The organism is Litoribrevibacter albus, from assembly GCF_030159995.1.
Lineage (GTDB): Bacteria > Pseudomonadota > Gammaproteobacteria > Pseudomonadales > Litoribrevibacteraceae > Litoribrevibacter > Litoribrevibacter albus.
The window spans coordinates 1-13,467 of record NZ_BSNM01000026.1; the positions used below are offsets into that span (position 1 = coordinate 1).

14 protein-coding genes are annotated in these 13,467 nt (G+C 44.4%); 12 read left to right on the forward strand and 2 right to left on the reverse strand.

Annotated features, from left to right (window positions below; translation table 11 throughout):
- Window positions 1–412: 412 nt before the first annotated feature.
- Window positions 413–739, reverse strand: a complete 327-nt coding sequence (locus QQL66_RS18720) for a glutaredoxin family protein (protein WP_284383550.1) — start codon at window positions 737–739, stop codon at window positions 413–415.
- Between the two features lie 161 nt (window positions 740–900).
- Between QQL66_RS18720 and QQL66_RS18725 the strand changes: the two genes are divergently transcribed.
- The 7 genes from QQL66_RS18725 (at window position 901) to QQL66_RS18755 (ending at window position 8,724) form a co-directional block, all read left to right on the forward strand.
- Window positions 901–2,451, forward strand: coding sequence for a 2-isopropylmalate synthase (locus QQL66_RS18725; protein ID WP_284383552.1), 1,551 nt, complete (start codon window positions 901–903; stop codon window positions 2,449–2,451).
- A 6-nt stretch (window positions 2,452–2,457) separates the two neighbouring features.
- Window positions 2,458–3,222 carry a hypothetical protein gene (locus QQL66_RS18730; RefSeq protein ID WP_284383555.1) on the forward strand — a complete coding sequence of 255 codons (765 nt, stop codon included), beginning with the start codon at window positions 2,458–2,460 and terminating at the stop codon, window positions 3,220–3,222.
- Window positions 3,192–3,695, forward strand: coding sequence for a ribosomal protein S18-alanine N-acetyltransferase (gene rimI / locus QQL66_RS18735; RefSeq protein ID WP_284383558.1), 504 nt, complete (start codon window positions 3,192–3,194; stop codon window positions 3,693–3,695). Before QQL66_RS18730 ends, rimI begins: the two co-directional genes overlap by 31 nt.
- 28 nt (window positions 3,696–3,723) lie before the next feature.
- Window positions 3,724–4,401, forward strand: a complete 678-nt coding sequence (locus QQL66_RS18740; protein ID WP_284383560.1) for an energy-coupling factor ABC transporter permease — start codon at window positions 3,724–3,726, stop codon at window positions 4,399–4,401.
- 269 nt (window positions 4,402–4,670) lie between these two features.
- Window positions 4,671–6,221, forward strand: coding sequence for a cytochrome-c peroxidase (locus tag QQL66_RS18745; RefSeq protein ID WP_284383561.1), 1,551 nt, complete (start codon window positions 4,671–4,673; stop codon window positions 6,219–6,221).
- A gap of 135 nt (window positions 6,222–6,356) precedes the next feature.
- Complete coding sequence (locus QQL66_RS18750; protein ID WP_284383562.1) at window positions 6,357–7,937, forward strand: peptide chain release factor 3; 1,581 nt, start codon at window positions 6,357–6,359, stop codon at window positions 7,935–7,937.
- Between the two features lie 16 nt (window positions 7,938–7,953).
- Window positions 7,954–8,724, forward strand: coding sequence for a TatD family hydrolase (locus tag QQL66_RS18755; protein ID WP_284383563.1), 771 nt, complete (start codon window positions 7,954–7,956; stop codon window positions 8,722–8,724).
- Window positions 8,725–8,759: 35 nt separating this feature from the next.
- Here the strand turns inward: QQL66_RS18755 and QQL66_RS18760 are convergent, their stop codons facing one another.
- Window positions 8,760–9,569, reverse strand: coding sequence for a hypothetical protein (locus QQL66_RS18760; RefSeq protein WP_284383564.1), 810 nt, complete (start codon window positions 9,567–9,569; stop codon window positions 8,760–8,762).
- Window positions 9,570–9,792: 223 nt separating this feature from the next.
- Here QQL66_RS18760 and rplM point away from each other — a divergent pair, with 223 nt between their 5' ends.
- The 5 genes from rplM (at window position 9,793) to QQL66_RS18785 (ending at window position 13,442) form a co-directional block, all read left to right on the forward strand.
- Entirely contained in the window at window positions 9,793–10,221 is a 429-nt protein-coding gene (rplM, locus tag QQL66_RS18765) for a 50S ribosomal protein L13 (protein ID WP_284383565.1), read from the forward strand.
- 12 nt (window positions 10,222–10,233) lie between these two features.
- On the forward strand, window positions 10,234–10,626 hold the full coding sequence (gene rpsI, locus QQL66_RS18770; RefSeq protein WP_284383567.1) for a 30S ribosomal protein S9: 393 nt from the start codon (window positions 10,234–10,236) through the stop codon (window positions 10,624–10,626).
- A gap of 241 nt (window positions 10,627–10,867) precedes the next feature.
- On the forward strand, window positions 10,868–11,461 hold the full coding sequence (gene petA, locus QQL66_RS18775; protein WP_284383569.1) for a ubiquinol-cytochrome c reductase iron-sulfur subunit: 594 nt from the start codon (window positions 10,868–10,870) through the stop codon (window positions 11,459–11,461).
- Window positions 11,461–12,681, forward strand: coding sequence for a cytochrome b (locus QQL66_RS18780; protein ID WP_284383571.1), 1,221 nt, complete (start codon window positions 11,461–11,463; stop codon window positions 12,679–12,681). The genes petA and QQL66_RS18780 overlap by 1 nt, the downstream gene beginning before the upstream one ends.
- Window positions 12,681–13,442: a cytochrome c1 gene (locus QQL66_RS18785; RefSeq protein ID WP_284383573.1), complete on the forward strand. Its 762-nt coding sequence runs from the start codon at window positions 12,681–12,683 to the stop codon at window positions 13,440–13,442. Before QQL66_RS18780 ends, QQL66_RS18785 begins: the two co-directional genes overlap by 1 nt.
- Window positions 13,443–13,467: the final 25 nt, after the last annotated feature.

Genomic DNA, 13,467 nt, shown 5'->3' on the forward strand with positions numbered 1-13,467 from the left:
AACCGGTCCGCGCCGATGGTAGTGTGGGGTCTCCCCATGTGAGAGTAGGTCATCGTCAAGCGCCTTATACTAAAAGCCCTGATGCTAACGCATCGGGGCTTTTTTATTGCGCGGAAAAAATGCGCTAAGAAACAGTTCCTTGCTGACTGGATGCTGAAAAGCCCAGCCTCTAATCCCTAATCCCCGATAAGTTCCAAAACCTATAAGGCAAACTCATTGGGCCAAAGGTAAACAGGGTATTCCTAACAAGACGCGACCTTAAAATCAAAAATCAGGATCAGTAGCTTAGGCAATCTGTCTTTGATGTGTGAGCTTTAAAAGAAAAGGGAGGAGGTCGCTAGAAATTAAGTATGGGTTAATTAAATCGACGAGTGCGTAAGGTAGCAGGTTGAGAACCTGAACAGCATTCATGTTATTGGTATAACTGCGCATTAATAAACTTAGGATCAAAGCCATAGCTCATCTGCTTATTTATTATGAGCAAAGGTACTCCTCTTCCTTTGATTCGTTCAAAAGCTGATAAAGCTTCAGGGCTTGTTTCGATATCTAGCTCTACATATTCTATTTTGTGTTCAGACATATATTGTTTCGCGTGTATGCAAGCAGGGCAGTATGTTTGAGTGAAAATGAATACTTTATTTTGCTGCTGAGTATGGTTGTCTGGAATTTCTTGATTGTTTTGGGCAAAGATTGGGCCTGCTGAACTAATCATGGTTAATAGAAAGGCTAACCGAAGCATGACTCTGTACCGATTTAAGAGATATTAGTTCTTTAGTTGGCGTCATCGGGATTTTGTTCCACAAAGCAGTCTTACTGCTTTATAATCGCTTGTTACACTTTAGTCGAGATGACTATCAGAAGTTTTCTATCGTCAACCAATATAACAACAGTGAGTTTGTGATGAGTAATGATCGAGTAATTATTTTCGATACCACTTTGCGTGATGGAGAGCAAAGTCCGGGCGCTTCAATGACGAAGTCAGAAAAGCTGAGTATCGCGAAATCACTGGAGAAAATGAAGGTTGATGTGATCGAGGCGGGGTTTGCGATTGCTAGCCCTGGCGACTTTGAGTCGGTGAAAGCTATTGCTGATTCAGTGAAGGACAGTACGATTTGTAGCTTGTCCAGAGCCCTTGATAAAGATATCGATAGAGCAGCTGAGGCGTTAAAAGGCGCTAATTCAGGTCGTATTCATACGTTTATTGCGACGTCGCCTATTCATATGGAGCATAAACTTCGTATGCAACCGGATCAGGTGGTTGAGCAAGCTGTACATGCCGTGAAGCGTGCTCGTAATCATGTTGCCGATGTTGAGTTTTCGTGTGAAGACGCAGGTCGTTCTGAAATTGACTTCTTATGTCGAATTATTGAAGCGGCGATTGATGCTGGTGCGTCGACAATTAATATCCCAGACACTGTGGGCTATGCCATTCCAGAACAGTTTGGTCAGACCATTAAAACTCTGATCGAGCGTATTCCGAATTCCGATAAAGCCATTTTTTCTGTGCATTGTCATAATGATTTGGGCTTGGCTGTTGCTAACTCCTTGTCTGCTGTACAGAACGGTGCGCGCCAAGTCGAGTGTACGATCAATGGCTTGGGTGAGCGTGCTGGTAATGCGTCTCTTGAAGAAATCGTAATGGCGATCCGCACTCGTAAAGATCTGTTTAATATCGAGACGGCGGTTGATCCTCAGTTTATTGTTCCTACGTCGAAGTTAGTTTCTTCTGTCACTGGTTTTGCGGTACAGCCTAACAAGGCGATTGTTGGTGCGAATGCCTTCGCTCATGAGTCTGGTATTCACCAGGATGGTGTTTTGAAGCACCGTGAAACCTATGAAATTATGTCCGCTCAGGATGTGGGCTGGAACACTAACCGTATGGTGCTCGGTAAGCATTCTGGTCGTAATGCGTTTAAGACTCGTCTTGAAGAGCTTGGTCATACCTTTGAAACAGAAACTGAATTGAACCATGCCTTCGCTAATTTCAAGGATCTAGCGGATAAGAAGCATGAGATCTACGATGAAGATCTTCATCTTTTGGTGAGTGATAATGCCGCCAAGCACTTTGAAGATAAGTATGAGTTAGTAAGCCTTAAAGTTACTTCGTGCACGGGTGAAATCCCTGAAGCTGAAGTTGTTATTTCTATTGATGGTAAAGAGGCTAAAGGCGTGGCTCAGGGCAGTGGTCCTGTTGATGCAAGCTTTAAAGCCATCGAATCTATTGTTGCCTCTGGTTCTGAATTGCAGTTATATTCTGTTAATGCCATTACTTCTGGTACGGACTCTCAAGGTGAGGTAACGGTTCGTTTGGATCACAGTGGTAAAATTGTGAATGGTCTTGGTGCTGATACCGACATTGTCATTGCATCTGCAAAAGCGTATTTACATGCTTTGAATCTGCTTGGTGCCAAGGTCGTAAGAGAGCATCCTCAAACGGCTGAAGGCGTTTAATCGCTTATGGATCAGCAGGTTCAGGAAGCCTATTTAAGTGCTATGGGGGTATCTTTATGGTATCCCCGCTTTACGTTGCCTAATGCTCCTGAGCTTGATTGGCCTGTCGATGCGATCGAACAGACTCCCGCCTCTGAACCATCTGCTGTTCTACAGCAGGCAGCATCGTTAGATACGGTTCAATCACAATCATCGAGTAGTTCTCTTTCTCAAATTAAGTCTTTGATCGGTGATGAAGAGGAAACCGGCACTGCGCCTTTGCCTTCCGATAAGTCGTCAAAAGTTGAGCCCTCTCCGTCGAATAGTAAACCTGCTACTGCAACTGAGGTTGTCCCTCCTTTTGGTTTCCTATTTTTTAGATATGCTTTGGGCGTCTCGGTAGTGGTGTCTGTGCGTGATAATGAGCCTCTCTCGTCAGTAGAACTTAGGTTTTTAGAGGCGGTGATTGGATACCTAGGGGTGCCTACCACTCCAGAATTTAATCACAGAGTTTCCTGGCCTTTGGTAAAACAGTCGCCACAATTCAGCACTCGTGAGTTTTTTGAAGACAGTATGAAAGCCTTGTTTAATAAACAGGCAGTAGGATTTGGTGTTAATACGTATCTGTTATTTGGACAACGTCTTTCTCAAGAACTTTCCGGGTTATTAAAAACGCTATCTTCTGACGATCAATCTGTTCAGGTGGTCTCATCGCCTGAATTGCCAGAATTATTAACCTCTGCTGATGCTAAGCGTGCGTTATGGAAACAACTTCTTCCGATAAAGGCCTAAATGGCTCCATTCTTGTTCGTGATGCTTCTGTAGAAGACATATCAGACGTTCTGGTGGTCGAAGCCAGTGGCTATGATTTCCCTTGGTCTGAAGCCATCTTCAGGGATTGTTTTAAAGATTCTTATACCTTCTTGGTGTTGCTCTGTGATGATCGGATCGTCGCTTATGCCATTATTTCGGATATTGTGGGCGAAGCGCATCTTTTAAATATCTGTGTTCATCGAGACTTCAATCGCAGAGGTTTAGGTGCACATCTTCTGCATGAAGTGATTAAGCGTGCCCGAACTCAAAAGTGTTACTCGATTTTGTTGGAGGTACGAGAGAGTAATCTCGCTGCTAAGCTGATGTATGAAAAGTTTGGTTTTTCGATGATTGGCGTGCGGAAAAATTATTATCCTGCGGCAGATGGTCGAGAGGACGCGTTGATGTACCAACTGGATGTGCCTGACCTGTCTGTGGATGAGCAGGTTTAATTGTTTGTCAGTATAAGAGTTTCTCTCTATGTACCTCTCTGTTTCTGATTTTCCATTTCTTCTTAATCTACTCCTACTTGGCTTAATTTTATTACAGCTCGTTATCGCATTGAGAAGCATCGATTGGGCGGCATTATTTGTCTATCGCCATAGGCAGCATCTGGTGCTTGGGGCTTGGGTTATTTCCTTTTCTTTATGGCAGTTGAGAGGGTGGTTTGACGACAGTGCTGCAATTCATATTTTAGGGATTAATCTCATGACGCTGGTATTGGGTTGGGCTTTTTCAACCTTGATTGTCATCGTTAATACGTTATTGCTTGTTGCTGTCGGTGTGAATGAATGGGATTTCTGGGTGTTGAATACCTTTTATTGGGGATGCCTACCTATACTTGTTTCGCTATTGTGTTACCGACTGGTGGTGTATTGGTTAGAAAATCCCTTTGCCTATATCTTCCTTTGTGGGTTCTTCGGAGCTGTGGCGACATTAATTATTCCGGCCGGTTTATTATGGCTGAGTCTGTTTTTGGTTGGCTCACCGGTCAGAGAGATAGTACTTACTTACCTGGAGTACTCCCCTGTTATTTGTATTCCTGAAGGTGTTCTTAATGGCATGTTATTGGTGAGCTTTGTTATCTTTTTACCTGATTGGGTGAAAACCTACGATGAGTTGCGATACGAGAGAAATTCAAAAACGCGTTACAAATAGTGCTTCTAGGCGTCAATAGATATTAAGGTGTCGTATTTTATTAATGTTTCAAAATGTAACCAACCTATAATTGTCCCTGAGCATTGGCGCTAGAGTGTGAAGCACTCAAGTGTCTGTCACATAGAACCTTAGTTTCCATCCTCGCTTAGGTTCCTTAAGCCGACGTAGTTTACGTCGGCTTTTTTTATGGGCATGCTGTCTAAGTTCGAGCTGTAATCTATAAGAACAATAATCGCTTCGGATTTGAAATTAGCTTAGGAGAAAGCTATATGAAACTCGCTTATAAAGTTCATGGACTGGTTGTTGTCTCATTGTTAACTGCGTGCAGTAACAGTGACGATAGTCGTAGTGTTTCGTCGTTGGATGATCGGTTATCATCCGTTATTCAATCTAATGCCTTAACGGGCGATCCTTCTGCAGGGCGCGATCTGGTTTCTATTAATGAGCCGATTGCACAGTTAGGGATGAAGTTGTTTTATTCCAAATCACTTGGTGGTGATCAGGATGCAGCATGTGTCAGTTGTCACCATCCTGCGTTAGGCGGTGGCGATGATTTGTCTTTGCCGATAGGTGTTGGCGCAGATGTGCATGACCTTTTGGGGCCAGGGCGTACACATGGCGGTGGTGATGTTGAGCCTACCGTTCCTCGTAATGCTCCTACGACCTTTAATATCGCGTTATGGGATGAAGTTTTGTTTCATGACGGTCGTGTCGAAAGTTTGGGTAAAACAGCAGGAAAGAATGGCGCTGATGGCATTGGGATTCGTACGCCCGATAGTGCTTTTGGCAGTTCCGATCCAGAAGCAGGCCCTAGTTTAACGGCTGCTCAGGCTCGTTTTCCTGTGACGTCTGCTGCGGAAATGCGCTCTGATTATGAGTTGGGTGGTACGAATGCTCAATTACGTGCTCGGTTACAGGCGCGTTTAAGAGATGAGGCGCCCAGTGCTGGTGAGATTGATGTTGATGGAGCAGATGAGGATGGCTTAAACAACTGGGTGTCGGCGTTTGAAGAGGTATATGCCGCCACGGTGCCTTCCGCTGATATCATTACGTTTGATCGTGTTACGGAAGCAATCGCTGCCTACGAGATATCTCAGGTCTTTGTTGATACGCCATGGAAGTCTTATGTAGAAGGTAATAAGTCGGCTTTATCTGATTCTCAGAAGCGTGGTGCATTGGTTTTCTTTACCTCAATTGCTGATGGTGGAGCAGGTTGTTCTTCATGTCATTCTGGTGACTTCTTTACTGATGAAGCCTTCCATAATTTAGCGATGCCTCAGATAGGAGAAGGCAAGGGCAATGGTGTGAGTGGTCGTGATGATTTTGGCCGTATGCGAGAAACCTCTTTGGTTTCTGATCAATACGCGTTCCGCACGCCTACCTTATTGAATATCGAGCATACCGGGCCTTATGGGCATTCAGGGGCGTATGAGACGCTTGAGGATGTAATTCGACATCATTTAAATCCTTCAGATGCTATTGATGATTACTTTGCCGCTGGCGGTCAGTGCAGTAATTTGTCTCAGTTGGAAGGGGCCAGTTGCGAAGATATCAGTGGCGATGTTGCAGAGTCGAATACGCGGTTGGCGCTTGATAAGCTAGAGACCGATATGACCGCTGGATTGTCCTCACTTATTGAAACAGAACTATCGGATCAGACGGTAATGGATTTGGTCAGCTTCATGACAGCGTTGACCGACCCTTGCTTGGAAGATGCGATGTGTCTGAGTCAATGGATTCCTGAATCTTCCGACAATACCATTGATGGTAACCAGATAAACGGTGAGGATGAAAACGCTTCGCCATTGGTTGTTAACTAACGTCCGTTTTGTATATGCACACCACTTGGTCTAAGTGGTGTGTTCTTCGTCATTCTATTCTTTCGTTCAGTTATCCCAAGACATGGCAAGATGCTATATAATTGCCCGAATTTTAAATTGTTGTGGATAGTTTAGATGTCTAAATTTGCTGCTGAAGTGGATTCTCGCAGAACATTTGCGATTATTTCTCACCCGGATGCGGGTAAAACCACCATTACCGAAAAGCTGTTGTTATTCGGAAACGCCATTCAGGTTGCGGGAACTGTAAAAGGTAAGAAAGGCACCCGTATGGCAACCTCTGACTGGATGGCAATGGAGCAGCAGCGTGGTATTTCCATTACAACTTCCGTGATGCAGTTTCCATACAACGGTCGTACCGTAAACCTACTGGATACACCGGGGCACGAAGACTTCTCTGAAGATACCTATCGAGTTCTTACTGCCGTTGACTCTGCCTTGATGGTCATTGATGGTGCGAAAGGGGTTGAGGACCGAACCATTAAATTGATGGAAGTGTGTCGTCTGAGAGACACGCCGATCTTTACCTTCGTAAATAAGATGGATCGTGAAGTTCGTGATCAGATTGAAGTCATGGACGAGATCGAAGACATCCTGAAGATTCAGTGTGCTCCGATTACCTGGCCGATCGGCATGGGGAAAGCATTCAAAGGTATCTATAATTTATACACGGATACCATTCATGTGTTTGAGCCTGGAAAAGGGTTAACCATTCCGGATGATGTTCGTGTAGAAGGTTTGGAATCGGACGAAGCGAAAACTTTGTTGGGCGATCTATACGATGATTTCGTTGAAGAAATCGAGTTAGTGCGTGGTGCCAGTCATGAGTTTGATTTGGACGCGTATCAACAAGGATTGATGACGCCGGTATTCTTTGGTACCGCACTGTCGAACTTTGGCGTTCGAGAAATGTTGAATGACTTTGTTGAGTGGGCCCCGAAACCTTTGTCGCGAAACACCGAGACACGTGAGGTTGATCCTCATGAAGAGGGGCTGTCTGGATTTATCTTTAAAATTCAGGCAAATATGGATCCAAAGCATCGCGACCGTATTGCCTTCATGCGAATCTGCTCTGGGCGTTATACCCGAGGCATGAAGATGAAACATGTGCGTATCGGGAAGGATGTAAAAATTGCGGATGCGGTTACTTTCTTGGCCGGAGATCGCTCCAATGTGGAAGAAGCTGTATCGGGTGACATCATTGGTTTGCATAATCATGGCACTATTCAGATTGGTGATACTTTTACTGAAGGTGAAGATCTGAAGTTTTCTGGTATTCCGCACTTTGCTCCAGAGCTGTTCCGTCGTGTTCGTTTGGCAGATCCGTTGAAGATGAAACAACTTCAAAAAGGTCTTCAGCAGTTGTGTGAAGAAGGGGCGACTCAGCTGTTTATGCCAACCAAAAACAACGATCTGATTGTTGGTGCGGTTGGTGTGCTTCAGTTTGATGTGGTAGCGCAGCGTTTGAAGGACGAGTATAAGGTCGAGTGTATTTACGAGCCGGTGAATGTGTTCACTGCGCGTTGGATTGATTGCGATGATGATCGCAAGCTTGAAGAGTTTAAGCGTAAAGCCGGCGATAACTTGTCGGTTGATGGCGGTGGGCATTTGACTTATCTGGCGTCTACTCGTGTGAACTTGGCGATGATGGAAGAGCGTTGGCCTGATATCAGCTTTAGGTCTACTCGGGAGCATTAATCGAGTCGAGGTAACCATGAGGTATTTCGATACGCATTGCCATTTGGACTTTGAGGTGTTTGATTCCTCTTTGGAATCGCTTTTGGTGGCGTGTCGGAGCTCCGGGATTGATAGGTTTGTGATTCCGGGAACCCGAGTATCCTCGATACCCAAGATTCGATCTATCCAGAAACAAAATGAAGGGGTGTATGTGGCGTTTGGCATACACCCTTTTTTTGTGGATGACGATTCCCTTTCGGACTTGCCTGAACTTGAACGCAATTTAATTTCCGCTGAATGTGACCCTTCGTTAGTTGCAGTGGGCGAAATTGGTCTCGATCGATTCTGTGATGCGGACTACGAACTTCAGTGTCGGGTATTCGAGGCTCAATTAGCTCTGGCCTTAAAGTTGGGCTTGCCTGTTATTCTTCACAACCGAAAAAGCGATCAACGTATTCTTGATGCTTTAACGAGATACCCAGTGAAGGGTGGTGTTGTACACGGGTTTTCAGGCAGTTATGAGACGGCAATGCGCTTTATTGATCGCGGCTTTAAAATCGGTATTGGCGGAGTGGTGACTTGGGAGAATGCTCGAAAAGTGCGAGATATGGTGGTTCGATTACCATTAGACGCGATAGTTTTGGAAACAGATGCGCCGGATATGTCACCCCAGTGGGCAAAGGGGCAGGTGAACTCGCCAAGCGAGCTTCCAGCAATTGCTCGGTATCTATCAGAGCTAAAGAAGATAGATTTAGCGATGCTTTGCGAGCAGCTGTATCGGAATAGTTGTGAGCTATTTTTTGACTGAAAGAACCTGACACGCCGTGCGTGGCAGGTGTTTTCTTATATTTGATCGGCTGCTTCAGACAGTTTTTCAACAATGGTGTCGCAGTACTTGGTTACCAGGAATGGAACAGTATTGGTGTTGTAGTTCTTGAAGGATGGCTCAATGAACCGCCATTTGCGATCAATGCTTCGAATGAGGTTTGAAATTTCTGGGTTGCCTTTGTGCATCTGACTGATACTTGCTAATTGTTCGGAGAATTTTCCAGCAAGCACGTCTGGTGTATCCATTTTCTCCTCGCCTTCAACATATAAACCAGCACCGCCAGTGGCAACAGAACGACGAACATAATCAGAGGTCATTTGTTGTAATAAAGTGGCTGCTTTTAATAGATCGTATTTCTTTGAATTGCCAGAAACTTCTATTTCTTTATCAATGATCTTATTCAGGGTTTTAAGAAGATTGAAACGTGCTTCATGAAGATCTGTAATGGCGTACTGGGATGTAAAACCTTCGGAAGCGATTTCATTCTTGCCTGCAAAAACGATGTAGTCTTTTGAAATGGCTAGTGACTCTTTGATTGCTTCGGCACTTTCTGGTGCATTGCTTTCTGACAGTTCTTTGCGTAAGCCGTTTAAATGAGAAATGTCTTGCTCTAATTTTTCTTGAATCAATGAATCGCCTTCATGCAGGGTTAATTGGTGAAAGCGTGTAGAAACCTGATAAGCGGCAAGTTGCATTTCTGTTGATGTTATCAAAGCCTGCTCATCGGCGATGGCAAAGGAGGCATTTGAAACAACAAAGCTAAGGAATAGGCTTAGTTTTGCAAAAAGGGAGATGTGTGAAGGGCGTGTTGTTGTTTTTCTCATCTCTTAACCTTTGGGTCTTTTATTATTAGAGTTTGGATTCGTACCTTTATATAGAAAGCTGAGAAGGGTTACAACCTTTGGGGCTTACATTAATTGTTTTTTGTTGTATACTCGCCGGCTCAGTTTCCCACACTGAAAGAGTCCGCTTTAAAGTTTGCAGATGCATGCCTATTTATGTAGAATGCCCTGCTTTTTAGAAACTGCCCAATCTAGGCTGGTAAGAATGAAAACTTTTAGCGCAAAACCAGAAACAGTTAAACGCGACTGGTATGTCGTAGATGCTCAAGGCAAAACCTTGGGTCGTTTGGCCACTGAAGTAGCAAGTCGTCTTCGTGGTAAACATAAGCCTGAATATACACCTCACGTTGATACCGGTGACTATATTGTTATCGTAAACGCTGAGAAAGTTGCTGTAACAGGTAACAAGGCTGCAGATAAAATGTACTACCGTCATACTGGTTATCCAGGTGGTATGCGTTCTGCTAACTTCAACGAAATGATCGAACGCAAGCCAGAAATGGTAATCGAGAAAGCGGTTAAGGGTATGCTTCCTAAAAACCCGCTTGGTCGTGCGATGTTTTCTAAGTTGAAAGTATACGCTGGTGCTGAACACCCACATGCTGCACAGCAGCCTCAAGAACTGGATATTTAACGGAAGTCTACTATGTCTGTAACACAATACTACGGCACAGGTCGTCGCAAAAGCTCTACTGCACGTGTCTTCCTAAGACCAGGTAGTGGTTCTATTACTGTAAATAGCCGCTCTCTAGATGAGTATTTCGGTCGTGAAACAGCTCGTATGGTTGTTCGTCAGCCTCTTGAGTTGACTGAAAGCCTAGAGAAGTTTGACGTGATTGTTACCGTTAAAGGCGGTGGTGGTTCTGGCCAAGCTGGTGCTATCCGTCACGGTATTACTCGTGCTCTTATGGCATATGACGAAACGCTTCGTCCATCACTACGTGCAGCGGGTTATGTTACTCGTGATGCTCGTATTGTTGAGCGTAAGAAAGTTGGTCTACGTAAAGCACGTAAGCGTCCACAGTTCTCGAAGCGTTAATTCGTTTCTTGGTGGAAAAAGGCACTTCTTTGGAAGTGCCTTTTTTTTGCCTGTTAATTCCTCTTTAATTGTTTTATATCAAGTCCTATTCGTCTTTAGTCGCTTGTATTGTAGGGTTATTTTCTATAGTATTCCGCGACTAAAATGAGATAACCATTGCGTGTTGAGTAGTTTGCTGTTTTCGGTGGATTATTTGGTATGTGGATTCAGAATACGGTTGGCTGATGGGAGATAACCTAGCATGAATCAAGACGGCGTAAATAAAGGGCGCCGACGCCTCCTTATAGGTGCAACATCTGCAGTTGGTGCAGTTGGTGCAGTAGGCGTTGCAACCCCGTTTGTGGCTTCTTGGAACCCGAGTGCAAAAGCAAAAGCTGCTGGCGCACCTGTGAAAGCGGATATTAGTAAACTGGAGCCAGGTCAGCAGATGATTGTTGAATGGCGTGGTAAGCCAGTTTGGATTGTTCGCCGCACCGAAGAAACCTTGAAAAACATTGAGAAATTGAACGACTCTGTTCGTGATCCTAATTCTGAGGAGCCACAACAGCCAGCTTATGTAACTGGTATTAATCGTTCTATCAAACCAGAAATTCTTGTTTTGGTTGGTATTTGTACTCACCTAGGGTGTTCACCGAAGTATCGTCCTGAAATCTCTCCTGCTGATTTGGGTGAAGATTGGTTGGGTGGTTTCTTCTGCCCATGTCACGGCTCTCGTTTTGACCTGTCTGGTCGTGTACTGAAAGGCGTACCTGCTCCAATTAACTTGGAAGTGCCGCCACACTCATATCTGAGTGACAACGTGATAATTGTCGGTGTTGATCAGGAGAGCGCATAATGAGTGACAAAAAAGGTTTGATGGCTTGGGTAGATGATCGTCTGCCGGTAACGGAAGCCTATGAAAAACACATGAGCAAATACTATGCGCCGAAGAATTTCAACGTATGGTATGTGTTTGGTGTGTTATCCATGCTTGTTTTGGTAAACCAGTTGCTTACCGGTATTTGGTTGACCATGAGTTTTGTACCATCCCAAGCGGGAGCGTTTGCTTCTGTTGAATACATCATGCGTGATGTTGAGTGGGGTTGGTTATTGCGTTATATGCATTCAACGGGTGCATCTGCATTCTTTATCGTTGTTTATCTGCATATGTTCCGTGGCATTATCTATGGTTCTTATCAGAAGCCTCGTGAGCTGATCTGGATCTTCGGTATGTGTATCTATCTTGCGCTGTGTGCGGAAGCATTTATGGGATACGTACTACCTTGGGGGCAGATGTCATACTGGGGTGCTCAGGTAATTATTTCATTGTTTGGTGCGATTCCTTACGTTGGTGAAGATTTAACTACCTGGATTCGTGGTGACTACCTGATTTCTGAAATTACTTTGAACCGTTTCTTCGCGCTTCACGTAATTGCTCTTCCTTTGGTAATCGTTGCATTGGTTGTTATGCACCTTCTTGCTCTTCATGAAGTTGGTTCTAATAACCCAGATGGCGTTGATATCAAGAAAAACCTAGATGAAAACGGTGTGCCTAAAGATGGTATTCCTTTCCATCCGTTCTACACAGTGCATGACTTGGTAGGTATTGTTGTTTTCCTATTTGTATTCTGTGGAATCATTTTCTTCATGCCTGAGATGGGTGGTTACTTCCTTGAGCATGCAAACTTTGAAGAAGCAAACCCTCTGAAAACACCTGAGCACATTGCTCCAGTATGGTATTTCACGCCTTTCTATGCAGTACTTCGTGCAGTACCGGATAAGCTGTTGGGTGTAATTGCTATGGGTGCAGCGATCGCTATCCTATTCGTTCTTCCTTGGCTAGATCGTAGTCCTGTGCGTTCAATTCGTTACAAGGGTATGTTGAGTAAGATTGCAATTGCACTGTTCGTAGTATCTTTCGTGGTACTAGGTGTGTGTGGTGCGCTTCCAGCATACGCTCAGCCACCATGGTTGGCGCCTGTGATGACAGTTGTGTATTTTGCTTTCTTCATTTTGATGCCTTGGTACACAAAGGCAGAGAAAACTAAACCAGTTCCAGAGAGGGTGACAGGCTAATGAAAAAACTAATCTCTGTATTTTTGTTAAGCATTGTTGCTCCGTTAACTGCGGTTGCATCTGGAAGTGGTTACCATTTAGATGATATGAAGCCTAACGTTTCAAATAAGGCTTCACTTCAGCGTGGTGCTCAGACATTCGTGAACTACTGTATGGGCTGTCACGAGATGCAATACTCTCGTTATGAGCGTGTTGCTGATGATCTTGAAATTCCGCATGAGTTGATGGTTGAGAATCTGATTTTTAATGATTCAAAAATTGGTCAGCTAATGACGAATGCTATGACTGTTGATGCTGCTAAGCGTTGGTTTGGTGCTGCGCCACCGGATTTGACGTTGGTTGCTCGTGTTCGTGGAGAAGATTGGTTGTACACTTATCTTCGTACTTTCTATGAAGACTCTACACGTCCATTGGGTGTGAATAACGAAGTTTTCCCGAACGTTGGTATGCCACACGTATTGATGGAGCTTCAAGGTCTGCAGAAGAAAGGTTGTGCTCAGGTTGCTGTTGATATTGATGTATTGACAGGTCAGGACATTACAGAAGAGCGTTGTGATGTGCTTTACCTTGCTGAAGAAGGTAGCCAGTCACCAGCAGAATACGAAGAGACAGTTTACGATCTTGTGAACTTCCTTGTGTACACTGCTGAGCCTATGCAACAAGAACGTGTGCGCATCGGTATTATCGTGATGTTGTTCTTGGTTGTGCTGTTTATCTGTGCTTATCTACTAAACCGTGAGTATTGGAAAGATATTCACTAATCATTAGTGGTATAGTTAGACTTAG

Excerpts from the sequence above, each read along its gene's own strand:
- QQL66_RS18720 (WP_284383550.1), bottom strand. The coding sequence starts at position 739 with ATGCTTCGGTTAGCCTTTCTATTAACCATGATTAGTTCAGCAGGCCCA.
- QQL66_RS18725 (WP_284383552.1), top strand. The coding sequence starts at position 901 with ATGAGTAATGATCGAGTAATTATTTTCGATACCACTTTGCGTGATGGA.
- QQL66_RS18730 (WP_284383555.1), top strand. The coding sequence starts at position 2,458 with ATGGATCAGCAGGTTCAGGAAGCCTATTTAAGTGCTATGGGGGTATCT.
- rimI (WP_284383558.1), top strand. The coding sequence starts at position 3,192 with ATGGAAACAACTTCTTCCGATAAAGGCCTAAATGGCTCCATTCTTGTT.
- QQL66_RS18740 (WP_284383560.1), top strand. The coding sequence starts at position 3,724 with ATGTACCTCTCTGTTTCTGATTTTCCATTTCTTCTTAATCTACTCCTA.
- QQL66_RS18745 (WP_284383561.1), top strand. The coding sequence starts at position 4,671 with ATGAAACTCGCTTATAAAGTTCATGGACTGGTTGTTGTCTCATTGTTA.
- QQL66_RS18750 (WP_284383562.1), top strand. The coding sequence starts at position 6,357 with ATGTCTAAATTTGCTGCTGAAGTGGATTCTCGCAGAACATTTGCGATT.
- QQL66_RS18755 (WP_284383563.1), top strand. The coding sequence starts at position 7,954 with ATGAGGTATTTCGATACGCATTGCCATTTGGACTTTGAGGTGTTTGAT.
- QQL66_RS18760 (WP_284383564.1), bottom strand. The coding sequence starts at position 9,569 with ATGAGAAAAACAACAACACGCCCTTCACACATCTCCCTTTTTGCAAAA.
- rplM (WP_284383565.1), top strand. The coding sequence starts at position 9,793 with ATGAAAACTTTTAGCGCAAAACCAGAAACAGTTAAACGCGACTGGTAT.
- rpsI (WP_284383567.1), top strand. The coding sequence starts at position 10,234 with ATGTCTGTAACACAATACTACGGCACAGGTCGTCGCAAAAGCTCTACT.
- petA (WP_284383569.1), top strand. The coding sequence starts at position 10,868 with ATGAATCAAGACGGCGTAAATAAAGGGCGCCGACGCCTCCTTATAGGT.
- QQL66_RS18780 (WP_284383571.1), top strand. The coding sequence starts at position 11,461 with ATGAGTGACAAAAAAGGTTTGATGGCTTGGGTAGATGATCGTCTGCCG.
- QQL66_RS18785 (WP_284383573.1), top strand. The coding sequence starts at position 12,681 with ATGAAAAAACTAATCTCTGTATTTTTGTTAAGCATTGTTGCTCCGTTA.